This is a genomic window from Shewanella sp. MEBiC00475 (genome assembly GCF_005234075.1).
Classification (GTDB): domain Bacteria; phylum Pseudomonadota; class Gammaproteobacteria; order Enterobacterales; family Shewanellaceae; genus Shewanella; species Shewanella polaris.
In genome coordinates this window covers 3,060,939-3,085,211 of record NZ_CP039928.1, presented here as the reverse complement: position 1 = coordinate 3,085,211, position 24,273 = coordinate 3,060,939, and the positions used below count along the sequence as shown (strand labels likewise).

The following is a 24,273-nucleotide window of genomic DNA, read 5'->3' as shown; positions in this document are numbered from 1 at the left end:
CATCCTCCCCCTTAGTTCAATCATTAATTTATACCATCATTAAGTCAAAAAACTAGCAAAACCCAAAAGTATAGAAATCTTTACTTTTTATCTTGACTGATATGTATAGTTATCTTAACCTTAGCTGTACCCAATAACTGAGGACGGCAAAATGATACTGACAAATACCCCTAAAACAGACAAACAACGTGCTGAACACTTTCATCTGGTCAGTATCCGTTTTGCCTGCCTGCTCACCACCAAACAAGACCCAATGGACTGTGAACGTGTTGCATTGCGTGTAGCAAAACTTGAACACCAATTAATGCACAGCAATCCAAGTCAACTGTTCATCAGCCAATTTGAAAACCAAGCCGGTGAACTCGGTGACAACCTCGCCATGCGTTACAACCACCACACTGGCCGCATCACCATCTGGTGCAATACCCCATTACATCAAAGCGGCAAAGTGTTCCAACTAAGGGCGAATGTATGAGTGCCGCAAACGAATACTGCGACCGTGAAATAGCCAAGTGCAAAGACATGATCCGCTCTTGGCCCCACGAAGCACCATGCCTTAAGCGCTTAATTAAAGGCTGGCAACGCACTAAGCAGCAGTTACAACAGCCAATCGAATACGATGTTAGGAAGAAAAATGAAAACAGCAAGGTGGCATAAATGAAATCGAAAGCAGCGTTTAACCATATCTTAGGCCACTATCGCGCCCAAAAAGTGGGGTTGCCATTTAATCTCCATAGTGGCGACCGAATCAAAGTGGCCATGATACTTGGTGCACTTGATTGTCTTTACTGGCAAGCATTGGGCAATGGCCTAACTAATCTCGCAAAAGGGATTGGTAGAACGATTATTCATTCTTACAAGTACCACCAAATTCGATTACCTGGTCACCCTGTAGCGGGTTACCAAGTTAACAGTTACCCAAAAATAGACTTAAAAGCTGTATTAGGCGGTGCGGCATGAATAAGGTAACCAAAACGTTCAGTACTAAACAAGGGGTTGTCACGTTATCACAGCCGTTCTTCACGCTTATACATGACCAACAGCAAGTTGAAGCAACTTACAAGCCAAACAACTACAACGGTTGGGGCATGTGTAAAACATTCAACGCTATTGAAATCAGTAACTTTACCCAAGCAGATGCTGAGCTATTTGCCAGCACCGCCAATTCAAAACTACGACTACAGGGGTATGCAGCATGAAAAAGTCAGACGTTATCAAAGAAGCATTAAAACAATGGTATGCCCTTCCGCGTGATCAGGTCGGCTCATGCCAGCATTACATGAAAACACTAGCAGAAAAACTAGCTAAGGAAGGTAAGTAATGAGTGCAGCAATAAAGAGTGAATCAGACCTAATTGAATATTATTACATTAACCAGTACATGAGCGGTGATCAGGTGGCTGCCAAGCTTGGCCTAAGTCCATACAACGTAAAAAAGTATTTACGGGAGAACGGCATAGCAAGAAACCGGAAAGAAGCAACATCTAAAGTAGCAAGGACATTACGTCAAAAGGCGGCTAACAGTGCACTGAGCGCATACGACATGCAAGAACTGCGCGAATGCAGGGCTTCGACACTTGCTCTATCATTAATACGTAAAAGGGGATCTTGTGATGTCATTGTTGACTAAAGATGAACTTGAACAACTTAGTGGCCTAACGCAACCGGCTGCGCAAGTTAAATGGTTAAAAACACAAGGCATCAATCACTTCGTTAGAAATGACGGTAGGCCTTCTGTAACGTGGGAATTTGTAAATAACCCACATGGAAGCATGTTAACCAATATCAAATCCGCACAACCAAATTTTGGAGCATTAACCAATGCGAACGCGTAAACCAGAAGATGCATGGATGCCACCTTCTGTTTATCTTCATACACGATCTGGTGTTGCAGTGAGTTACGTTATCAAACGACGTAACTCAACTAAGGTGCTTTGTAAAATAACCGCCACTAAGGCGGAAGTATGGCAAGCATACGAACGTGAAGTGGCAGAAACCTGCTTAGAGTACACAGTTAATCGTTTAGTGATTGACTACCTAGGCAGCCAAAACTTTATCGACCTTGCCCCTCGCACTCAACGCGACCGAACCCGAGAGCTTGAATTGTTCAGTAAAGTGTTCGGCGAAATGAAGCCCGAGCAAGTCGAACCTTTTCACGTTCGCCAATACATCGACTTACGCGGAAAAACCAGCAAGACACAAGCAAACCATGAACTCGCTGCAGCCAGCGTAATGTTTGCTTGGGGTTATGAACGCGGCCTATGTAACAGCAACCCAGCGAAAGGCGTTAAAAAGTTTAAGCTTAAAGCTCGTGATAGATACATAACCGACACCGAATACAATGCCCTATTGGCATGTGCTGAAACTCGTCTAGCGATTGCTTGCGAGATAAGCTATCTATGTGCAGCAAGGCAAGGTGACGTCGTTCAGCTTACCTGGTCACAAATCACTGATGACGGTATTTATATTCAGCAAGGTAAAACAGGCAAAAAACAAATCAAAGCGTGGTCGAAAAGACTGGCAGAAGTTATTAATGAATCTAAGTTGCTACACAAAGGTGTTGCAAGCATCTATGTCATCAACAAGAACAAGGGCGGAAAACTCACACAGGAAGGGTTACGCAGCGCGTGGAAGCGTGCAATGTTAAAAATGGAACAAGAATACCCAAGCATTGAACGCACATTTACTTTTCATGATATTAAAGCAAAAGGGATCTCTGATTTTGACGGGACACTAGCAGAAAAACAGCAATATTCAGGTCACAAGACAATGGCCCAAGTGAACACATATGACCGAAAAGTGAGTGTAGTACCGACTATTGGAAGTAAAGCGAAGTGAATATAAATGCAAAAATGATACTTTCTTTTTCTACGTTATATTCTACAGAATTGAAAACGGCTCGCATATTTCTATGCAAGCCGTTGTTTTATTTGGCAGGGGTGGCAAGACTCGAACTCGCAACCATCGGTTTTGGAGACCGCTGTTCTACCAATTGGAACTACACCCCTGTTGACGAGTGCATTATGCTAAACCCCCCCCTAAAGGTAAAGCACTTTTTTGCATTATCTGCCTAATTGCAGTTTTTTCAAACAAGTTTGTAGTTATTAATCGTTCAGTTGTCGCTTATAATTTTACAAGCCTGTTCTGGGCATTCAATAATTGCTATTTTGATATGACTAGTTGTGGAGTCTTATTTTCTACACGCTGCTTTAGGTACACTTCTTTAATGACTTTAAGTCCCAAGCTAAAACAAGAGTAGCGTAATGCTTCGTACTGACTTTCAAATGCTATTCTTAATGCTGCACAAGTCAAATCAGTATTCGGGCCGTCAGAGCAAACCCACCACTTTTCTCACATACAAATCCATTACCACGGCTAAATAAAGCCATTTAGTTCCAGACCAAATATACGTCACATCACCACACCAAACCTGGTTTATGATGTCAACGTTAAACTGTCGCTTTAACAAGTTAGGCGCGATTGTAGGCTCATCATTCGCTATCTTGTAGCGATGTTTTCTGGGTTGGCTACTGATAAGTCCTGCATCTTTCATTAAACTGGCAGCCTTATAGCGGCCAACATTTTCACCTAATTGATTGAGCTGGCCTGCTATCGTTCTCGCGCCTGCTGAGCCTCGGCTATCACGGTGGATTGCAATTGCTTGCTGGCGCAATTTCTCTCGTTCAGGCTTCACTAGTCCACGATGTTTGAGATGATAATGGTAGCTACTACGCGGTATTCCAAACAAATGACAAAGCTGTTTGACGATGTTCTGCTCTCTCGATAACGATTCAATTAATGCTATCGTTTGATGTTGTCTTGCATTAAGAGAGCGGTAGCCTTTTTTAAGATATCTTTCTCTCATTCAATTTTCTTAATTTGAGCTTCAAGCTCTTGAATTCGTTTTTGTTCGGGAGTGATGGTATTAGCTGATGGAGTAATACCTTCAAATTCTTGTCTTAGCTGGGTTACCCAACGTCTAATCGCTGTCGGGCCTACGCCGGTTGCATCACAAGCTTCTCGGATTGTGTAGCCTTGTTTAATCACAAGGTTAGCAGTATCTATTTTAAATTCTGTTGAGTAAGTTGGTTGAGTCTTCATTACTTTTTACACCGTTTTATCTTAAGGCAAGTTTACCTCATATCAGTGTACAGTTTCATTAAGCCACAATAGACATCTCTTGCCATCAATCTTCCGCCACTCTCAGACAAGCTTTGACGTTGTACAAATTCTTTCAGATTTACCTGTTGTTTCGCCGATAATTGAGCGGGTCTACCTGGATTATGTTTATCATCTAGGCCGCTAATGCCATGAGTTAAATAATGAGTAACCCAAGCATTTACACTGGTTCTACTGACCTTCAACATGTTGGCTATAGCAGTACGAGAATGACCTTCAGTAAAATGAAGTAAGGCGAGATAACGCATACGTTTACGTGCGCTTTTCTCAGATTTCACTAATGCTGCAAGATTAAGATTATTCATCGATACTGAAATAAGGAAATGACGACCAATTAGATCACATATTTAATGTAAATGGTATAATTAGTGGAATTGGTATTATGTTCAGATAAACCAAGCCATAATATCAACAAATGACAGACGTAAAAAAGCCCGCTATGCAATAGCGGGCTGTCTCACGACTCTTTCAAGTCAATTAGGCGCCTGGAAATGACCTACTCTCACATGGGGAGACCCCACACTACCATCGGCGATACTGTGTTTCACTTCTGAGTTCGGAATGGGATCAGGTGGTGCCACAGCTCTATGGTTTCCAGACAAATTTTGCTTATCTAACGCACTATTCTTTATGCATTAAATAATAATTCGAAAAGCTGATTATGCTTTATTAAAGCTTACTTGAGATATCACACTATTTAAGCGCTCTATTCTAACACTAAGGTCAGTAAAACCCATCTGGGTTGTATGGTTAAGCCTCACGGGTCATTAGTACAAGTTAGCTCAACGCCTCACAACGCTTACACACCTTGCCTATCAACGTAGTAGTCTCCTACGGCCCTTTAGAGAGCTTAAAGCTCTAGGGATGACTCATCTTAGGACTCGCTTCCCGCTTAGATGCTTTCAGCGGTTATCGATTCCGAACGTAGCTACCGGGCAATGCTATTGGCATAACAACCCGAACACCAGCGGTTCGTCCACTCCGGTCCTCTCGTACTAGGAGCAGCTTCCTTCAATCATCCAACGCCCACGGCAGATAGGGACCGAACTGTCTCACGACGTTCTGAACCCAGCTCGCGTACCACTTTAAATGGCGAACAGCCATACCCTTGGGACCGACTTCAGCCCCAGGATGTGATGAGCCGACATCGAGGTGCCAAACACCGCCGTCGATATGAACTCTTGGGCGGTATCAGCCTGTTATCCCCGGAGTACCTTTTATCCGTTGAGCGATGGCCCTTCCATTCAGAACCACCGGATCACTATGACCTACTTTCGTACCTGCTCGACGTGTATGTCTCGCAGTTAAGCTGGCTTATGCCATTGCACTAACCGTACGATGTCCGACCGTACTTAGCCAACCTTCGTGCTCCTCCGTTACTCTTTGGGAGGAGACCGCCCCAGTCAAACTACCCACCAGGCACTGTCCCGAACCCCGATAAGGGGCCGCGGTTAGAACATCAAAACTACAAGGGTGGTATTTCAAGATTGACTCCACTCTGACTAGCGTCAAAGTTTCAAAGTCTCCCACCTATCCTACACATGTAGGTTCAATGTTCAGTGCCAAGCTATAGTAAAGGTTCACGGGGTCTTTCCGTCTAGCCGCGGGTATACGGCATCTTCACCGCAATTTCAACTTCACTGAGTCTCGGCTGGAGACAGCGTGGCCATCATTACGCCATTCGTGCAGGTCGGAACTTACCCGACAAGGAATTTCGCTACCTTAGGACCGTTATAGTTACGGCCGCCGTTTACCGGGGCTTCGATCATGAGCTTCTCCGAAGATAACCCAATCAATTAACCTTCCGGCACCGGGCAGGCGTCATACCGTATACGTCATCTTGCGATTTTGCACAGTACTGTGTTTTTGATAAACAGTTGCAGCCACCTGGTATCTGCGACTGCCGTCAGCTTAGGGAGCAAGTCCCATCACCGACAGCAGCGTACCTTCTCCCGAAGTTACGGTACCATTTTGCCTAGTTCCTTCAGCCGAGTTCTCTCAAGCGCCTTGGTATTCTCTACCCGACCACCTGTGTCGGTTTGGGGTACGATTTCTACTAACCTGAAGCTTAGAAGATTTTCCTGGAAGCATGGCATCAACTACTTCATCACCTTAGTGACTCGTCATCAGCTCTCAACCTGTACATTTAAGTACGTATTCCCGGATTTGCCTAAGAATACAGCCTACTACCTTAAACGCGGACTACCAACGCCGCGCTAGCCTAGCCTTCTCCGTCTCTCCATCGCAGTTAGCAGAAGTACAGAAATATTAATCTGTTTCCCATCGATTACGCCTTTCGGCCTCACCTTAGGGGTCGACTCACCCTGCCCCGATTAACGTTGGACAGGAACCCTTGGTCTTTCGGCGAGGGAGTTTTTCACTCCCTTTATCGTTACTCATGTCAGCATTCGCACTTCTGATACGTCCAGTGTGGGTTACCCCTTCACCTTCAACCGCTTACAGAACGCTCCTCTACCGCGCACTTCTAATGAAATGCACCCGTAGCTTCGGTGGTATGTTTAGCCCCGTTAAATCTTCCGCGCAGGCCGACTCGACTAGTGAGCTATTACGCTTTCTTTAAATGATGGCTGCTTCTAAGCCAACATCCTAGCTGTCTAAGCCTTCCCACATCGTTTCCCACTTAACATACACTTTGGGACCTTAGCTGACGGTCTGGGTTGTTTCCCTTTTGACAACGGACGTTAGCACCCGCTGTCTGTCTCCCGAGTAGTACTCATTGGTATTCGGAGTTTGCAAAGGGTTGGTAAGTCGGGATGACCCCCTAGCCTTAACAGTGCTCTACCCCCAATGGTATTCGCTCGAGGCGCTACCTAAATAGCTTTCGAGGAGAACCAGATATCTCCGAGTTTGATTGGCCTTTCACCCCCAGCCACAAGTCATCCGCTCATTTTTCAACATAAGTCGGTTCGGTCCTCCAGTTGATGTTACTCAACCTTCAACCTGCCCATGGCTAGATCACTCGGTTTCGGGTCTACGCCTTGCAACTAAACGCGCAGTTAACACTCGGTTTCCCTACGGCTCCGCTATTCGCTTAACCTCGCTACAAAACGTAAGTCGCTGACCCATTATACAAAAGGTACGCAGTCACGGTCTCAAGAACCGCTCCCACTGCTTGTACGTACACGGTTTCAGGTTCTATTTCACTCCCCTCACAGGGGTTCTTTTCGCCTTTCCCTCACGGTACTGGTTCACTATCGGTCAGTCAGGAGTATTTAGCCTTGGAGGATGGTCCCCCCATATTCAAACAGGATGTCACGTGTCCCGCCTTACTCGTTTTCATCTATGGTTAGTTTTCATGTACGGGGCTATCACCCTGTGCCGCTGTGCTTTCCAACACATTCCACTAACACCCCATAGACTTAAGGGCTAATCCCCGTTCGCTCGCCGCTACTAGGGGAATCTCGGTTGATTTCTTTTCCTCCGGGTACTTAGATGTTTCAGTTCCCCGGGTTTGCCTCACTACACTATGTATTCATGTAGTGATAACAGCTTATGCTGCTGGGTTTCCCCATTCGGATATCGTTAGCTCAAATGCTTATTACTAGCTCGCCAACGCTTTTCGCAAGTTATTACGTCCTTCATCGCCTCTGACTGCCAAGGCATCCACCGTATACGCTTAGTCACTTAACCATACAACCCAAATGAGTTTCACTTGCGTGAACCACCTGCGTTATATCGCAACTAGCTGGTTTTTACTTGTCTCACCTCCAGGGTAGGAAGTGGACTCGCCTTAGTTTTTAGAATATTCAAGACACTTAAACAGTGTTTTGAGAACTCAAGATACTGATGCTTTCGCATCAGTATTATTTTTCGCACTAACGTAATCACACAAACGACAACGAATTATCATCTATGCGCCTTTAGTTAGTACTATCAGCTTTCCAAATTGTTAAAGAACAATGCTAACCGGCTCGCGGCGCATTTCACTCTACTTCCGAAGAAGTTAACAAGTAATCTGTGTGAACACTCACATGCATCGCTGCACTTTTAGGTATTGAGTTAGTCGTATAGGTAAGGAGGTGATCCAGCCCCAGGTTCCCCTAGGGCTACCTTGTTACGACTTCACCCCAGTCATGAACCACAAAGTGGTGAGCGTTCTCCCGAAGGTTAAACTACCCACTTCTTTTGCAGCCCACTCCCATGGTGTGACGGGCGGTGTGTACAAGGCCCGGGAACGTATTCACCGTAGCATTCTGATCTACGATTACTAGCGATTCCGACTTCATGGAGTCGAGTTGCAGACTCCAATCCGGACTACGACGTACTTTGTGAGATTAGCTCCACCTCGCGGCTTTGCAACCCTCTGTATACGCCATTGTAGCACGTGTGTAGCCCTACTCGTAAGGGCCATGATGACTTGACGTCGTCCCCACCTTCCTCCGGTTTATCACCGGCAGTCTCCCTAGAGTTCCCACCATTACGTGCTGGCAAATAAGGATAGGGGTTGCGCTCGTTGCGGGACTTAACCCAACATTTCACAACACGAGCTGACGACAGCCATGCAGCACCTGTCTCACAGTTCCCGAAGGCACACCAAAATCTCTTCCGGCTTCTGTGGATGTCAAGAGTAGGTAAGGTTCTTCGCGTTGCATCGAATTAAACCACATGCTCCACCGCTTGTGCGGGCCCCCGTCAATTCATTTGAGTTTTAACCTTGCGGCCGTACTCCCCAGGCGGTCTACTTAATGCGTTAGCTTGGGAGCCCAGTGACTAAGTCACCAAACTCCGAGTAGACATCGTTTACGGCGTGGACTACCAGGGTATCTAATCCTGTTTGCTCCCCACGCTTTCGTACATGAGCGTCAGTCTTTGTCCAGGGGGCCGCCTTCGCCACCGGTATTCCTTCAGATCTCTACGCATTTCACCGCTACACCTGAAATTCTACCCCCCTCTACAAGACTCTAGTTCACCAGTTCTAAATGCAATTCCCAGGTTGAGCCCGGGGATTTCACATCTAGCTTAATGAACCGCCTGCGTACGCTTTACGCCCAGTAATTCCGATTAACGCTCGGACCCCTCGTATTACCGCGGCTGCTGGCACGAAGTTAGCCGGTCCTTCTTCTGTAGGTAACGTCACAGCAGCGTGCTATTAACACGCTACCTTTCCTCCCTACTGAAAGTGCTTTACAACCCGAAGGCCTTCTTCACACACGCGGCATGGCTGCATCAGGGTTTCCCCCATTGTGCAATATTCCCCACTGCTGCCTCCCGTAGGAGTCTGGGCCGTGTCTCAGTCCCAGTGTGGCTGATCATCCTCTCAGAACAGCTAGGGATCGTCGCCTTGGTGAGCCATTACCTCACCAACTAGCTAATCCCACCTAGGTTCATCCAATCGCGAAAGGCCCGAAGGTCCCCTCCTTTCCCCCGTAGGGCGTATGCGGTATTAGCAGTCGTTTCCAACTGTTATCCCCCTCGACTGGGCAGATCCCTAGGCATTACTCACCCGTCCGCCGCTCGTCAGCAAAGAAAGCAAGCTTCCTCTCTGTTACCGCTCGACTTGCATGTGTTAGGCCTGCCGCCAGCGTTCAATCTGAGCCATGATCAAACTCTTCAATTAAAGTTTTTTGAAATACTCTGTTAGGAATATCTCGGCTCAATGAATTCTGATTTACACCTTATAAACTCGGAAGAATCTATAAAATGCTTGTTACATATTGCTATGAACATTCATCGTTGCATTGAGTTGAAATTTTTTGATTGCCAACATTCCGAAGAACAGAAGACAATTTCGAATAACTCAATACCTGTGAATGTCCACACAGATTTCTTGTTTAGATTGTTAAAGAACGTTGCTCACTATGAAGAAGTTTAAGTCTTTCATGTTAGCAGCCTAAGACGCTAGGTCGTTGGCTTGGGGTGCGTATTCTACGCTTCCCCGTGTTGGCGTCAAGTGTTTTTTCAAACTTTCTTTTCGCTGCTGAACTCAGTGTTTTGAAGCACTTAATTCAACCTAACCCGGTGACCGCTTGCGCTGTCTGCCGTGTCAGTGGATGCGCATTATAGGCAACACAGGATTTAGTGCAAGCCCTTTTGTATACCTTTTAGAAGAAAAGCAACCGACCGAACACTATTCAAACAACGCAGTACTAAAAGCAGTCAACAAGGTTAAATTTCATTCCATTACGCTACATCTAAAATACAAAGGTTTATTGATTAAGATGTAATGAGGCTTAAATGAAAGCTCTAATTTTAGAAATATGATGCGTAGGTGCTTTTTAATGAAGAGATAAGGACAAACAATTTATGGGAATGTAATCTATACCTAATAAAACCCAACGCTATTATTAAGCGTTACTGTGGTTCATGATCACTTCTTAACTTCCTGTTTTATCTTTTGTACTCTTGTTGCTATCAGTACTATTAGTATTAGGAGCGTTATCGATAGATGAAGGTTGTTGTGTATCTTGTTTATTCAATTCATCACCAACAATATGTTCCACTTTTAGTTTCTTAATTCTTTTAATGGTAATAATCGGTCCAGAGAGTGCGTAAATATAGAAACCTAGGCAAAGTATGATTGCTGGTTCTACAGAAATAATAACGAATACACCGACAAGCATTAACATTACGACAAAATTTACCTTACTTCGCCAATCAACGTCTTTAAAAGAGTGATAGCGGAAATTACTGACCATTAGCAGTCCAGTTAATGTGGTAATTATTGCAGCTATGTAATTTATATTTGTTGTATCAATTCCATATTTACTACCACTCCAGATACTTCCAGCAATTAAAGCAGCCGCAGCTGGACTTGCAAGCCCTTGAAAAAACCTTTTGTCAGCCACACCGACTTGAGTATTAAAACGAGCCAACCTTAATGCTGCACATGCACAATAAATAAAGGATGCAAGCCAACCAATTTTACCTAAGTCCTGTAACGCCCAGTTATAAACTAATAAAGCTGGGGCCATACCGAAGGAGACCATATCTGCCATACTGTCGTATTCGGCACCGAAATCACTTTGCGTATTTGTAAGTCTTGCAACTCTGCCGTCAAGGCCATCACAAATCATGGCGATAAAAATAGCAATGGCAGCAGATTCAAAATGGCCATTCATCGATGAAATAACCGCATAAAAACCCGAAAATAATCCTGCTGTGGTAAACAAGTTAGGTAATAAGTAAATACCTTTGTTTTTTACTGGGTGATTGGATGAATTTTGCATACACTCTAAATATTATCGTTTAGATGTTGGATTTATAATCAAGATAGCATATTTTTATACATTCAAGCATAACGTCAATTAGCTTTAGGATACTCAAATGGGAATTATGCGTTTAGTTATTGTTTTAACCACTTTTGCATTTAGTACATGCTTATTTGCCGCGACAATTTACACTTGGGTAGATGAAAAGGGTGTAGTTCATTACAGTCAACAACAGCCTCAAAATGTAGATGCTAACAAGATTTACAGTGAAGATATGGAACCGTCTAAAATAGGCACCCACACACCACAGAAAAAATCTTCCGTTAAAGTGGAATCTGAATTAGAGAAATCGGCAAAAATTATTAACCAAAAGGATAAGCAACAGGCGAAAGATATCTGTGAAAGTGCTAAACACAGCCTTAACGTATTAAAGACCCACAGTAAGTTAAGCCAACAAAACAAAGAAAGCGGCGAAACAGTGACCATGACAGAAGAACAAAGACAAGCAGCGATAAATGAAAATACTGACCGAATCCGTTTATTTTGCAATACACAACAATAGAAAAAGGGAGCAACAGCTCCCTTTCTTATATCAGCATAACTTGATAATGCTAAATCACATTATTGAGCGAATGCCAACTTGCCCTCTTTCACTACGACTTTAATCATCTTACCTGGTAGTAATTCACCACGGAGTAATTTTTGGGCTAGCGGATTTTCAACTTCTTGCTGCAATGCGCGTTTTAATGGCCTTGCACCATAGACAGGATCAAATCCAGCATCCGCGATTAACGTTAGAGCCTCATCAGACAATTCAATATCGAACTCTTTTTCAAGCAAACGTTTGCGTAAGAGCTCAAATTGAATGCTGGCAATATGTTTGATGTTTTCTTCATCTAATGGATGGAATACCACTGACTCATCAATACGGTTTAAAAACTCAGGACGGAAACTTTGTGTCACCACATTCATGACCCCAGCTTTCATCTCTTCATAACTCGCATGACCAAATCCCTCTTGGATAATATCTGACCCAAGGTTCGAAGTCATAATGATGACAGTATTTTTAAAATCAACCGTTCTGCCTTGACCATCAGTCAAACGACCATCATCTAATACTTGCAGTAATACGTTAAATACGTCTGGATGCGCCTTCTCAACTTCGTCTAACAATATCACTGAGTAAGGTTTACGGCGTACTGTTTCGGTTAAATACCCTCCTTCTTCATAACCTACATATCCTGGAGGGGCTCCGACCAAACGTGACACTGAGTGTTTTTCCATAAATTCAGACATGTCGATACGCACCAACGCGGATTCAGTATCGAATAAGAATTTAGCTAACGCTTTACATAGCTCAGTTTTACCGACACCAGTTGGTCCAAGGAATAAAAAGGATCCGATTGGACGTTGAGGATCAGCAAGACCAGCACGACTACGACGAATGGCATTAGATACCGCTTCGACAGCCTCATTTTGACCGATAACACGTTCGTGTAATGCAGCCTCCATGTGCAATAGCTTTTCTCGTTCACCTTCGAGCATTTTCGACACAGGAATACCGGTAGCTTTTGATAACACTTCAGCGATTTCTACTTCCGTGACTTTATTACGCAGCAATGTCATATCTTGCATTTCTGCTTGAGATGCTAAATCCAACTGTTTTTCAAGCTCAGGAATACGCCCATACTGTAGTTCGGACATACGTGTTAAGTCCCCAGCACGTCGAGCCACTTCCAAGTCCATTCTAGCTTGTTCAAGGTCGGCTTTAATATGTTGAGTTCCAGCTAGTGCAGCTTTTTCGGTATGCCAAATCTCATTCATCTCTGAGACTTTACTTTCAACATCACTCAGTTCATTTTGTAAAAACTCTAGACGTTTACGACTGGCATCATCAGACTCTTTACTTAACGCTTGCTCTTCTAGTTTTAGTTGAATAGCACGACGTTCTAATCGATCTAGCGCTTCTGGTTTAGAATCAATTTGCATTCTAATACTAGATGCCGCTTCATCGATTAAGTCGATAGCTTTGTCTGGTAATTTTCTATCTGAAATATAGCGATGTGACATTGTTGCAGCGGCAACAATAGCAGGATCAGTAATCTCTACATGATGATGTAATTCATAACGTTCTTTTAAGCCACGTAAAATAGCAATGGTATCTTCAACACTCGGTTCATCAACAATCACTTTTTGAAAACGACGTTCTAATGCGGCATCTTTCTCAATATATTGGCGGTATTCGTCTAGCGTTGTTGCACCAACACAATGCAGATCGCCACGCGCTAATGCCGGCTTAAGCATATTACCAGCATCCATTGCGCCCTCGCCCTTACCTGCGCCGACCATTGTATGCAGCTCATCAATAAACAGAATGACCTGACCTTCTTCTTGGGATAGCTCATTGAGGACTGCTTTTAAGCGCTCTTCGAACTCACCGCGATATTTAGCCCCCGCAATTAACGCGCCCATATCCAATGATAAAACACGCTTATTTTTAATTCCTTCAGGGACTTCGCCATTAACAATACGTTGTGCTAAACCTTCAACAATAGCAGTTTTACCCACGCCAGGCTCACCAATTAATACTGGATTATTTTTTGTTCGGCGTTGTAATACTTGAATCGTACGGCGGATTTCTTCATCACGGCCAATAACAGGGTCTAATTTCCCTTGTTCAGCGCGTTCGGTTAAATCTACAGTAAATTTTTTCAACGCTTGGCGTTGATCTTCAGCATTGGGATCATCGACATTCTGGCCACCACGCATATCTTCAATGGTTTTTTCCATTAATTCTTTGGTCGCACCAGCATCTTTCAATGCCTTGGCAAGCTGATCATTATTTTCCAATGCGGCTAAGATAAACAATTCCGATGAAATATATTTATCTTTACGCTTTTGGGCTAATTTATCGCAAAGATTCAATAAACGAATTAACCCTTGTGACAGCTGAACATCACCACCAGTACCTTCAACCTGCGGTAAATTCTCTAACGCTTGGCTAACAGCTGAACGAAGCGCGCTGACGCGAATCCCCGCTTGCGTGAGCAAAGAATGAATAGAACCGGAATCTTGATTTAATAGCGCCATCATTAAATGAATAGGTTCAATAAATTGATGGTCGCGCCCCAAGGCTAACGATTGAGCATCGGAAATGGCAATTTGAAACTTATTAGTCATACGATCGAGTCTCATACAACCTCCTAGGATCTGACACTTATGGAAGGGAAATTAATTCAGAAACGAATAATTTGTTATCCTAATGATGGGGGCATTTTATTTAATTTCAAGCTTAAAACTTAATCTACATCAACAAATCGTGTATTTTTTAAACTCAAACAAATAACTTAGGATTTAAGCCAAATTAACGAAGCCATTCGGCCAGTTTGTTTATCTCGACGATAAGAGAAGTAATCAGGATCTGAAAAGGTGCACACATCAGCACTATAGACTTGAATGACACCCGCAGCAGACAAACGCAGCTTAGCCAGCCCAACTAAATCACCTAAGTATTTGGTGTGATGACGTACAAAGTACCTTGAAGCTTGCGGATCTTTATTGATAAAAGCATCACGAACCTCACCGCCAACCTCAAATGAAGAAGAGCCAATTGCAGGCCCCAAATAAGCATTCAATGTTGATGGTGCAGATTTAAACATCGTCAAGGCTTGCTCAATGACACCCTCACACAAACCACGCCATCCAGCATGGACAGCCGCCACTTCAGTACCTTGTTGATTACACAATAATATCGGTAAACAGTCGGCGGTCATTACCGCGCAAACATTACCAAATTGATTGCAATAACTACCATCCGCCAACGTTATTGAGCTATCTGCGCTCAACGTCTGTAAATCGACGATATTAGTACCGTGGACTTGCTCGAGCCAAGTTGGCTTAGCGGGTAGTGATAATGTTTCGCTTAAAATTGCACGATTAGCTAATACATCTTGAGGCTTATCGCCAACATGTAAACCTAGATTTAAACTATCAAAAGGGCTAACACTGATACCGCCATAGCGATTTGTCATTGCTATGGCAACGTTATCAGGTATAAGCCAATCGTGCTTAAGCATTATAAATACACTATCGGATTAAGCTCTGTATCAACTCGTAGTGCTTTAGTTAACTCAGCCATGTCATCAGGAATAGGCGCATGCCATGTCATGATTTCACAAGTAAATGGATGAGCAAGCTCTAAACGCACCGCATGTAATGCTTGACGATTAAAGCCTTTAAGCAGCTCAAAAAACTCTGGGCTAGCAGATTTAGGAGGACGAGGTCGACCACCATAAACAGGATCACCAACAAGCTCATGTCCAATATATGCCATATGAACACGAATTTGGTGAGTTCGACCACTCTCTAAACGTAAACGCAAACGCGTATGAGCCCGGAATTTCTCAGCGACACGATAGTGAGTCACTGATGGGCGACCACCATGTATCACGGCCATTTGAGTACGTCTAGTTGCGTGACGATCGATAGGTTCATCAACAGTGCCACCAGCCGTCATGGTACCCAATACAATTGCTTCATATTCGCGAACAATATCACGAGCTTGTAAGGCTGCTACCAAGTGTGTTTGTGCTTCAACCGTTTTAGCAACAACCATTAAACCCGTGGTGTCCTTATCTAATCGATGTACAATACCCGCTCTTGGAACGTGCTCAATACTAGGACAATGATGTAACAATGCGTTCATCAATGTGCCGTCGGCATTGCCCGCACCAGGATGAACAACCAAACCTGCTTGCTTATTCACCACTAAAATATGATCATCTTCATAAACAATATTAAGGTCGATATTTTGTGCTTGTGCACGCACTTCTTCCTCAATAGTGGCAGTCACTTCTATCAGTTGAGTTTCGAAAACCTTTTCCCGTGGCTTGTCGACTGTGATACCGTCAACAGTAATTGCACCAGATAGGATCCATTCCTTGATGCGTGTGCGCGAATAGTCAGGGAACAAAGCAGCTAATGCTTGGTCCAATCTCAGACCGGTTTGTGTTGCTGTGATCTCGCTTTTTAGATTAATCTCTTGTGTCATAGGAACCGTACCCCAGTTTAGGGGTCCAAAGTGAATGAACTATCTGTTACAATCGGATGTTTTCCATTTTACCGTGAAATGGAAAAATTCTTAACAACAACTTAAAAAGAATTGAATTCAAGTATGCATAAAATTGCCAAAGGTGCCGCCCTAGTATTACTTTCACTGGCTTTAACAGCCTGTAGTAGCAGTCCAGAAGACGATGATGTTGCCAATAAAGCATCACCTGAGGTACTGTATTCACAAGCAAGAACGTCAATGGAATTAGGTAATTACTCTAAAGCCGTCCGTTCACTTGAAGCATTAGACTCACGTTTTCCATTTGGTCCGCATAAAACTCAAGTTCAATTAGACTTGATATACGCGTATTACAAAATGGATGATGCAGCCTCGGGACTTGCTAATATTGATCGCTTTATTCGCCTCAATCCAACGCATCCTAATATAGATTACGTCTATTATATGCGTGGTTTAACTAATATGCAGGCAGATAATTACTTATTTCACGATTTAATGAATATTGATCGTACCGATCGCGATCCAAAGAATGCCCAAGATGCATTTAAAGATTTCGATCGATTGATTAAATCGTATCCAAATAGCAAGTATTCTGCCGATGCACAGCAACGTATGCAGTTCTTAAAGAACCGTTTAGCCAAATATTCAATTAAAGTTGCCGAATATTATATCAAAATGAACGCATGGAGTGCAGCTGCAGTTCGTGCTCAAACAGTTATGGAAAAATTCCCAGGAACACCTTCAACTGAACGAGCATTAGAGATTATGGCTGAAGCATATGGCGAATTAGGTCAGGAAAAATTACAACAACACGTTAAAACTGTGATGAAAGCAAACTTTCCAAATAATGAGATATTAACTAACTAGCCATTATTTAATCTCAACGGCAGTTAATTAGTTATTACCATTAAACGCTCCACGGAGCGTTTTTTTATGCCTGACCAACCAACGTTGGCAAATTTATCTCTACTCTAGTTTACTTAGTCTCAGTATCACTCAGTAAAAATGCACCATAACACTATTTAAGTAACTAACCAGCATAACAATGAAGTATTACACTCACTATGATGCTTTGGCTGAATAACATTCGATGCGCACAAAATACATCCAAATGAAGCAAATTTTGACATAAATAGTAAAAACAGGTTGACTAAGCAGGTCAAAACCCTTTAAATTGCGTCCGTCGCCCGAATAGCTCAGTCGGTAGAGCAGAGGATTGAAAATCCTCGTGTCCCTGGTTCGATTCCGGGTTCGGGCACCATATTTATGTTGGTGGCTTTAGCGACTAATAAAATAAAGTTATTTCGCAATACATGTTTTGCAGGTGTGGTGGAATTGGTAGACACGTCAGCTTCAGGTGCTGATGCTCGAAAGGGCGTGGAGGTTCAAGTCCTCTCACCTGTACCAAATAACTTTATACTTTTTACAAAAAGGCCTCGCATTGCGAGGCCTTTTTGTTTTAATTTATTGTACTTAAAGATGATAAATACATTTTAAGACGGCACATAATTTACAATCTCAATACCATTTATCTCTGCTAATAAATGGTATATCAAAGATTAAACCCGCTACATAGGTTCAATATAATCCACCATTAACTGCACGGTTTGGTTACCCCTAAACTCATTCACATCTAGTTTATACACCACACGAGCATGCTTAATGGTTGCATCAGGCCATATGGCTAAATCAATATTGAAAGCTATACCATCTAACATCATACTGCCGCATTCTGTCTCTAACAAAAGCTTTAGATGTTTTTCGCCAACTATACGTTGCTGGATAACATTAAACACGCCATCAAACAAAGGCTCTTCAAACGATTGCCCCCATGGCCCTGCATTACGTAATAAAAATGCGGTATCAAGTGTCATTAAATCAGTAGACAACTCACCATCAGAGAGTAACTCTCCCGTCAGCTGTTCATAATCCAAGACTTCCCTTACAGCATTGTCAAAAGCTTGCTTAAACTGCTCGAATGCGTCTTCTTTTAGTGATAATCCCGCCGCCATCGCATGACCACCAAATTTGATTATCATTCCAGGATATAAGCCATTAATGCGTTCAAGTAGATCGCGCATATGTAGACCTTTAATCGAACGGGCCGAACCTTTTATTGCGCCATCACCTGCATCGGCAAAGGCAATAACGGGACGTTGATATCGATCCTTAATCCGTGAGGCTAAGATCCCAATCACCCCCTGATGCCAATCATCTTGAAAAATGGCAATGCCCCAGGGTAAATCATCTTCATTGAGCGACACTTTCGATAAACTTTTTAATGCCTCTTGTTGCATGCCGGTTTCAAGCTCGCGGCGCTCTTGGTTTAATCCATCTAGTTCGGCAGCCATTCTTCTGGCCAGAAAAATGTCTTCACATAATAAGGTTTCAACCCCTAAGGCCATTTCATCTAAACGGCCAGCGGCATTTAATCTGGGGCCGACTGCAAAACCAAAGTCTGCGGCAACCATCTTTTCAGGGCTACGTTTTGCAACTTCAAGCAACGCCGTAATACCAACACGACAGCGGCCATTACGAACACGCTGTAATCCTGCATTGACTAAAATACGGTTATTAGTGTCTAACGCCACAACATCAGCGACAGTCCCTAACGCGACAATATCGAGTAATGTTCCTAGATTGGGCTCTGTAATTTTTTGCTGTTGATACCAATTACGCTGTCTTAATTCTGCTCGCAAAGCTGACATGAGATAAAACGCCACCCCAACACCAGCAATAGACTTACTCGCAAACTGACAACCGGGTTGATTTGGATTGACAATAACATCAGCATTGGGCAATGAACTTCCAGGCAAGTGATGATCAGTTACAACAACCGTCATCCCCAACAATTTGGCAGCTGCAACCCCCTCAATTGACGAGATGCCATTATCGACCGTAATGAGTACATCGGCATTTTTACTATAAGCCACCGCAACAATTTCAGGGCTTAAGCCATAACCATAATCAAATCGATTAGGAATAAGGTAATCGACATTCTTAGCCCCCATTAATTTCAATGCCAAGATACATACACTAGTTGACGTGGCGCCATCAGCATCAAAATCGCCAACAATCAATATTGATTGTTGCGCAGCAATCGCATCTGCAATAATCACGGCGGCTTCTGCAAGTCCTTTCATAGTATCTGGACGTAACAACTTATTTAGCACTAATTCACAGTTATCTTCATTAACTCCACGGCGAGCATAGAGTTGTTTCAGTATTGGCGGTAAAGAAGCAGGTAAATGGCTATCATCAACCTGAGGGCGACGGACGATTTTATGAGACAAAAGGCAACCTTAATCGGACGGTAAGAAAATAGAGCATAACAAAAAGGTGAGCCGAAGCTCACCTTGATTTATATTATTAGCACAAACTCTTCGGCTTGGACTTATGATTCAGCGTTAATAAAACTGAATTATAAATTTGATTCGATAGTATTTAATAACTCTGCCGGAGCTTGATAGCCAGGTACCATAACACCATTTTCTAAAATCAATGCTGGTGTGCCGTTAACACCAAACGACACACCTAACTTATACTGCGCAGCAATATCAATACCACAACTAGCCGCTTTAACATTGCCACCGTTTTTAGCTTCTGTCATCGCTTTTAAAGGATCTTTGGCACACCATACTGCTTGCATCTCATCAGCATTAGCAGAAGGAATACCCGCACGAGGGAAAGCTAAATAGCGAATAGTAATGCCTAAATCATTATAACCTTGCATTTGATTGTGTAACTTACGGCAATAGCCGCAATCAACATCGGTAAATACGGTAACAACATGCTTTTCATTTTTGGCTTTGTAAACCAACATATCATCTTCAAATGGCTTGAGTAATTTAATACGAGGTCCAGCTAATGCTGCCTCAGTTAAGTTTTTCATGCCTTTGTCCATATCATACAAATTGCCATGAAATAGCTTGGCGCCATCTTTAGTTACATATAATACGCCACGGTCGGTCAGTGCTTGATATAAACCATCAACTGGAGATTGTTGAATTAATGTCACGTTGACACCCAAGGTCTCAGTGAGTTTTTGCTTTAGTGCTGATTCATTGGAGACATCGGTCGCAGGTGCCGCAGACACTATAGGAGCGATAATAAGGCTGGCAACAAGGGCTAATGCTTTGGTTAACTTCATGATAGTTCCTAAAATTACACGGGTTCGATTAGAATAGACCCGACTTAGTAGATAAAACTTACAGACTTAGTTCCACTAACGCAACTAGACTGACACGCTTAAAATGTAAGGATTTGATCATCCAGGTAATCATTAAGATGCTTACCCCCGCGGATGATGCTGACTATGTAACTGTTGTAAACGCACTTTTGCTACGTGAGTATATATTTGTGTAGTTGATAAATCACTATGTCCCAATAAAAGTTGTACAACCCTAAGATCCGCACCGTGATTCAATAAATGGGTAGCAAAAGCATGGCGTAAGGTATGTGGTGATAAATGACATTGAATACCCGCTCTGGCCGCATACAATTTAATTCGATGCCAAAAGGTTTGTCGAGTCATCATTTGTCCGCGACGTGACGGAAACAACACATCTGACTGCTTCATACTCAATAACTCACCACGAGCAAACTTAATATATTGTTCAACCTCCGCGATGGCAAGCTCACCCAACGGAACCAAACGCTCTTTTCCTCCCTTACCCATGACCCGAACCAAGCCTTGACGCAAACTAATTTGTTCCATGGTTAAACTCACCAATTCAGTTACTCGTAATCCGGTCGCATACAAGAGTTCCAACATCGCTTTATCGCGATGCTCAATGGCTTCTTCGGTATTTGGCTCGGATAATAAACTGTCGATTTGCACCTCTGACAATGTATCCGGCAATTGACGAGCTAACTTAGGAGACTTAATTAATGCAGTTGGATCTTGGCTAATTTTCTGCTTAACCAATAAGTAAGCATAAAAACGCCGTAAACTACTGAGTAATCTTGCGGTACTACTTTTAGCAAAGTTTTTATCAAAACGTACAGCGAGATAATCACGCAGTACTCCCTGATCGACTTGCAGCAAATTCAGCCCTTTGGCCAAAACATAACGATCTAAATTTTGTAAGTCTGTACGATAGGATACCAAGGTATTATTACTTAACCCATTAGTTGACCATACGTCATCAATAAACTGGTTAATTAAAGGATTCGGTTGATAAGCAAGTTTGGCCAAAGCAGTATCCAGTAAATAATAAAAACGACGCTAGATAATTTATCATAACGTCGTTGTATTGATTTGTTTATTATGACCTATTTACCGTTTAAACAACCGCTTTATTATCCATTTTTTTAGGTAAAAACAAACAAACAATTGCAGTCAATGCCGTAGGTAGTAACCAAGCCATTCCTTCTGCATGCAATGGCAGAAAATCAAGGAAACTCATGTCCATACCAGCCGTTTTTAAACCATCGAAAATACCAAAAAAGAGTGCAACACTAAGTACTAGACGATGGGAAAACTCTGGCCGCGCAAAGCGTTCTGTTAAAAAAGTCACCAATACCAATGCGATCGCAACGGGGTAAATGGTCATTAGTACAGGAATACTGATACTAATTAACTGCGTTAGGCCAACGTTGGCAACGGTGGCACAAATCATACTTAACACCACTACCAGCAATTTATAAGACAAGCTTGGCATTAACTCATTGAAGAACTCAGAACATGCCGTCACCAAACCAATCGCAGTAGTTAAACATGCTAGCGTCACAACCGTTGACAACATTAATGAGCCGATTCCGCCAAAATGATGAGTCACATAGTTTGTTAAAATTTGTCCGCCATTCTCTGCACCAATAGCAAAATCACCAGCAGAAGCACCAAGATAAAACAACGAAACATACACAAAACCTAAACCACCAGCAGCGATGAATGCTGCACGCACTAAATACTTAGTTTGATCTGCTAGATCGTTAACGCCTTTTTTGCGTAATAAATCAATAATTAACATACCAAACATCAAAGATGCCAAGGTATCCATGGTGTTATAACCTTCAATAATGCCTTTGGTTAATGGGTTATTAATATACTCACCGACAGGCGTATTCACCTCTGCGCCAGGAATAATAATCACTGAGCAGGCTAAACCCACCAATAATAAAATTAATACCGGCGTAAGTATTTTGCCCACGCTATCGAGCAACTTGCCTGGAAATAAAGAGAGAAACATCACGATAGAGAAAAACACTAGCGTAAAAATAAGTTGCGCAATACTGAACTCTTTTCCGCCTAACATCATCAATGTGTCAGGGTTACTGATAAAAGGCCTTGCTCCTATTTCAAACGCCACCAAAGCAGTACGCGGGGCAGCAAATGCAGGGCCGATGATAATGTAAATAGCAATAGCTAACGCCGTTGCTGCAAATGCTGGTAATAATGCCATCACTTTACCATTAGCTTTGGCAACAGCGATTAAGCCAATCAATGGCATACCCACAGCGGTAATTAAGAAACCTAACATCGCAAAGGACATATTCTCGCCAGCAAGCATGCCAGCAAAAGGTGGGAAAATTAAGTTACCCGCACCTAAAAAAAACGCAAAGGTCATAAACCCTAACCCTAGCGTATCTGTCACACTCATTTTGGTTGTTTGCACTACTCGCCTCATTTTATTGTTATGTTTTTTAACAAACCTAATTGATTACAGCGTAATTAGCTACTGTTGAACTGAACTAACAACAAATTGTAAAGTTAAAAATACACTTAGAAATAGTAAAACTTTTATTAAAAGTAACGAAATAACTCGTTAGGTCTGAACTCAACGACGCATCCCTGTCGAAATAACCTAAATTAGACTTTTTACTCAACTTTACGTCTAAAAAAGTGCGCAAACTAATATCAAATATCATCTATATACTCAAGCTTAAGCGGGGCAAACAATTAAAATAAGTAATTATAGTTACAAATTGTGGCAGGACTTGTGCGTATATTCACCACGCCTATGAACGTTACGTTAAATTACATAACAAAAACTCAACCATTACAGGCAGTGACAATTAACACGCGACAGTAAAAACCAAAGCAGTTATGATCCCGTTCGAGTCATTCAAGCAGCTGAAAGAGTAATCTATTACCTATGTCTTTTACGTTTAAACAATTTCATATCGATGATAAAGAATGTGGTATGGCTGTGAGTACTGATGCGGTTTTACTCGGTGCATGGGCTGAATTGACACAATCTAATTATATTCTAGATATTGGTGCAGGAAGCGGTTTGCTCAGCTTAATGGCAGCACAACGAAGCCCTCACCACACCAGTATTATTGCAGTAGAAATAGACAATGCTGCAGCAAAGGCTTGCCAATTTAATATTAAGCAAAGCCCTTGGTCAGAGACAGTGCAACTATTTCACGGTGCTATTCAAGACTTTCAACAGCAACACAATAACAATGATGAGCCATTATTCGACCATATTATTTGCAACCCCCCCTACTTTGAGCAGGGTACTCAGGCCAAAAACAGCGCGCGAGCAGATGCAAGACACACCAACACCTTGTCATTCGCTGAATTACAAAGCGTGATCAGCCAATTACTGGCGCCTCAAGGCACGGCAAGTGTTATTTTACCACGGCAAAGTTTAACCAGTTTTACTCAACAACTCAGCGCTTATAGTCTATTTGTTGCAAAGCAGTTTGATATCATTAGCATTGAGGGAAAGGTAGCTAACAGATCAATATTGGCAATCCAGCACAAGCCAATAACAAGCGAACCGCCAACACTAGCTAATCCAGCTGTTGAAACCCAGCACCACCAGATGACGATCCGCGATAAACAAGGACGATACAGCGAAACAATGATAGATTTATGTCGCCCATTCTACTTAAAGCTTTAGCCTGC

General features: G+C 42.8%; 21 protein-coding genes, 3 tRNA genes, 3 rRNA genes and 1 pseudogene. 13 read left to right on the top strand and 15 right to left on the bottom strand.

Translation table 11 applies throughout. The features are described 5' to 3' along the window. Positions 1 to 151 precede the first annotated feature (151 nt). Genes FCN25_RS13805 through FCN25_RS13775 form a run of 8 tightly spaced genes read left to right on the top strand, consistent with a single transcriptional unit; the run spans position 152 to position 2,837 of the window. Entirely contained in the window at positions 152 to 475 is a 324-nt protein-coding gene (locus tag FCN25_RS13805) for a hypothetical protein (RefSeq protein WP_137225722.1), read from the top strand. After that, positions 472 to 657 carry a hypothetical protein gene (locus tag FCN25_RS13800; RefSeq protein WP_137225720.1) on the top strand — a complete coding sequence of 62 codons (186 nt, stop codon included), beginning with the start codon at positions 472 to 474 and terminating at the stop codon, positions 655 to 657. The genes FCN25_RS13805 and FCN25_RS13800 overlap by 4 nt, the downstream gene beginning before the upstream one ends. Further along, positions 658 to 960 carry a hypothetical protein gene (locus FCN25_RS13795; protein ID WP_137225718.1) on the top strand — a complete coding sequence of 101 codons (303 nt, stop codon included), beginning with the start codon at positions 658 to 660 and terminating at the stop codon, positions 958 to 960. Then, positions 957 to 1,199: a hypothetical protein gene (locus tag FCN25_RS13790; protein ID WP_137225716.1), complete on the top strand. Its 243-nt coding sequence runs from the start codon at positions 957 to 959 to the stop codon at positions 1,197 to 1,199. The genes FCN25_RS13795 and FCN25_RS13790 overlap by 4 nt, the downstream gene beginning before the upstream one ends. Further along, a complete protein-coding gene (locus FCN25_RS21275) occupies positions 1,196 to 1,321 on the top strand; it encodes a hypothetical protein (RefSeq protein ID WP_276611784.1) in 126 nt (41 codons plus the stop codon). Before FCN25_RS13790 ends, FCN25_RS21275 begins: the two co-directional genes overlap by 4 nt. Further along, positions 1,321 to 1,629: a hypothetical protein gene (locus FCN25_RS13785; protein ID WP_137225714.1), complete on the top strand. Its 309-nt coding sequence runs from the start codon at positions 1,321 to 1,323 to the stop codon at positions 1,627 to 1,629. The genes FCN25_RS21275 and FCN25_RS13785 overlap by 1 nt, the downstream gene beginning before the upstream one ends. After that, a complete protein-coding gene (locus FCN25_RS13780; RefSeq protein ID WP_240778376.1) occupies positions 1,613 to 1,834 on the top strand; it encodes a DUF4224 domain-containing protein in 222 nt (73 codons plus the stop codon). Before FCN25_RS13785 ends, FCN25_RS13780 begins: the two co-directional genes overlap by 17 nt. Next, complete coding sequence (locus tag FCN25_RS13775; RefSeq protein WP_137225710.1) at positions 1,821 to 2,837, top strand: tyrosine-type recombinase/integrase; 1,017 nt, start codon at positions 1,821 to 1,823, stop codon at positions 2,835 to 2,837. The genes FCN25_RS13780 and FCN25_RS13775 overlap by 14 nt, the downstream gene beginning before the upstream one ends. A gap of 93 nt (positions 2,838 to 2,930) precedes the next feature. Here the strand turns inward: FCN25_RS13775 and FCN25_RS13770 are convergent. The 8 genes and pseudogenes from FCN25_RS13770 to pssA form a co-directional block, all read right to left on the bottom strand. Next, positions 2,931 to 3,007: transfer RNA gene (locus FCN25_RS13770), tRNA-Trp, on the bottom strand. A 320-nt stretch (positions 3,008 to 3,327) separates the two neighbouring features. Beyond that, positions 3,328 to 3,864: an IS3 family transposase gene (locus tag FCN25_RS13765; protein WP_137225708.1), complete on the bottom strand. Its 537-nt coding sequence runs from the start codon at positions 3,862 to 3,864 to the stop codon at positions 3,328 to 3,330. Continuing rightward, positions 3,861 to 4,100 carry a transposase gene (locus tag FCN25_RS13760; RefSeq protein ID WP_137225706.1) on the bottom strand — a complete coding sequence of 80 codons (240 nt, stop codon included), beginning with the start codon at positions 4,098 to 4,100 and terminating at the stop codon, positions 3,861 to 3,863. Before FCN25_RS13760 ends, FCN25_RS13765 begins: the two co-directional genes overlap by 4 nt. A 71-nt stretch (positions 4,101 to 4,171) precedes the next feature. Further along, positions 4,172 to 4,483: pseudogene (locus FCN25_RS13755) on the bottom strand (helix-turn-helix domain-containing protein); the annotation flags it as partial. Between the two features lie 178 nt (positions 4,484 to 4,661). Beyond that, positions 4,662 to 4,777, bottom strand: a 5S ribosomal RNA gene (rrf, locus tag FCN25_RS13750). 147 nt (positions 4,778 to 4,924) lie between these two features. Then, positions 4,925 to 7,829: ribosomal RNA gene (locus FCN25_RS13745) — 23S ribosomal RNA — on the bottom strand. 382 nt (positions 7,830 to 8,211) lie between these two features. Continuing rightward, a 16S ribosomal RNA gene (locus tag FCN25_RS13740) occupies positions 8,212 to 9,756 on the bottom strand. The 16S, 23S and 5S rRNA genes sit together here, the layout of an rRNA operon. 757 nt (positions 9,757 to 10,513) lie before the next feature. Further along, the gene (pssA, locus tag FCN25_RS13735) at positions 10,514 to 11,365 is read right to left on the bottom strand and encodes a CDP-diacylglycerol--serine O-phosphatidyltransferase (protein ID WP_137225704.1); all 852 of its coding nucleotides are present in this window, start codon (positions 11,363 to 11,365) and stop codon (positions 10,514 to 10,516) included. A gap of 97 nt (positions 11,366 to 11,462) precedes the next feature. Here pssA and FCN25_RS13730 point away from each other — a divergent pair, with 97 nt between their 5' ends. Then, positions 11,463 to 11,909: a DUF4124 domain-containing protein gene (locus FCN25_RS13730; RefSeq protein ID WP_137225702.1), complete on the top strand. Its 447-nt coding sequence runs from the start codon at positions 11,463 to 11,465 to the stop codon at positions 11,907 to 11,909. A gap of 59 nt (positions 11,910 to 11,968) precedes the next feature. Here FCN25_RS13730 and clpB read toward each other — a convergent pair whose 3' ends face one another. The 3 genes from clpB to rluD form a co-directional block, all read right to left on the bottom strand. After that, a complete protein-coding gene (gene clpB / locus FCN25_RS13725) occupies positions 11,969 to 14,542 on the bottom strand; it encodes an ATP-dependent chaperone ClpB (protein ID WP_137225700.1) in 2,574 nt (857 codons plus the stop codon). Positions 14,543 to 14,694: 152 nt separating this feature from the next. Further along, positions 14,695 to 15,423, bottom strand: a complete 729-nt coding sequence (pgeF, locus tag FCN25_RS13720) for a peptidoglycan editing factor PgeF (RefSeq protein ID WP_137225698.1) — start codon at positions 15,421 to 15,423, stop codon at positions 14,695 to 14,697. Next, a complete protein-coding gene (rluD, locus tag FCN25_RS13715; RefSeq protein WP_137225696.1) occupies positions 15,423 to 16,397 on the bottom strand; it encodes a 23S rRNA pseudouridine(1911/1915/1917) synthase RluD in 975 nt (324 codons plus the stop codon). The genes pgeF and rluD overlap by 1 nt, the downstream gene beginning before the upstream one ends. A 123-nt stretch (positions 16,398 to 16,520) precedes the next feature. On the opposite strand from rluD, the gene FCN25_RS13710 reads away from it, so the two are divergent. The 3 genes from FCN25_RS13710 to FCN25_RS13700 all read left to right on the top strand — a co-directional run bounded on the left by FCN25_RS13710 (position 16,521) and on the right by FCN25_RS13700 (position 17,822). Beyond that, complete coding sequence (locus FCN25_RS13710; RefSeq protein ID WP_137225695.1) at positions 16,521 to 17,282, top strand: outer membrane protein assembly factor BamD; 762 nt, start codon at positions 16,521 to 16,523, stop codon at positions 17,280 to 17,282. A 318-nt stretch (positions 17,283 to 17,600) separates the two neighbouring features. Continuing rightward, positions 17,601 to 17,676: transfer RNA gene (locus tag FCN25_RS13705), tRNA-Phe, on the top strand. A 59-nt stretch (positions 17,677 to 17,735) separates the two neighbouring features. Continuing rightward, positions 17,736 to 17,822 (top strand) — tRNA-Leu (locus FCN25_RS13700). 161 nt (positions 17,823 to 17,983) lie between these two features. Here FCN25_RS13700 and recJ read toward each other — a convergent pair. From recJ to brnQ, 4 genes are all read right to left on the bottom strand, one after another. Next, complete coding sequence (gene recJ / locus FCN25_RS13695; protein WP_137225693.1) at positions 17,984 to 19,708, bottom strand: single-stranded-DNA-specific exonuclease RecJ; 1,725 nt, start codon at positions 19,706 to 19,708, stop codon at positions 17,984 to 17,986. A gap of 128 nt (positions 19,709 to 19,836) precedes the next feature. Continuing rightward, positions 19,837 to 20,565 (bottom strand): bifunctional protein-disulfide isomerase/oxidoreductase DsbC, encoded by a 729-nt coding sequence (gene dsbC / locus FCN25_RS13690; protein WP_137225691.1) that lies wholly within the window; start codon positions 20,563 to 20,565, stop codon positions 19,837 to 19,839. 141 nt (positions 20,566 to 20,706) lie between these two features. Next, positions 20,707 to 21,612, bottom strand: a complete 906-nt coding sequence (gene xerD / locus FCN25_RS13685; protein ID WP_137225688.1) for a site-specific tyrosine recombinase XerD — start codon at positions 21,610 to 21,612, stop codon at positions 20,707 to 20,709. Positions 21,613 to 21,700: 88 nt separating this feature from the next. Beyond that, positions 21,701 to 23,032: a branched-chain amino acid transport system II carrier protein gene (gene brnQ, locus FCN25_RS13680; RefSeq protein WP_175405876.1), complete on the bottom strand. Its 1,332-nt coding sequence runs from the start codon at positions 23,030 to 23,032 to the stop codon at positions 21,701 to 21,703. A 480-nt stretch (positions 23,033 to 23,512) separates the two neighbouring features. Here brnQ and FCN25_RS13675 point away from each other — a divergent pair, with 480 nt between their 5' ends. Beyond that, on the top strand, positions 23,513 to 24,268 hold the full coding sequence (locus FCN25_RS13675; RefSeq protein ID WP_137225684.1) for a tRNA1(Val) (adenine(37)-N6)-methyltransferase: 756 nt from the start codon (positions 23,513 to 23,515) through the stop codon (positions 24,266 to 24,268). The last annotated feature ends 5 nt before the right edge of the window (positions 24,269 to 24,273 follow it).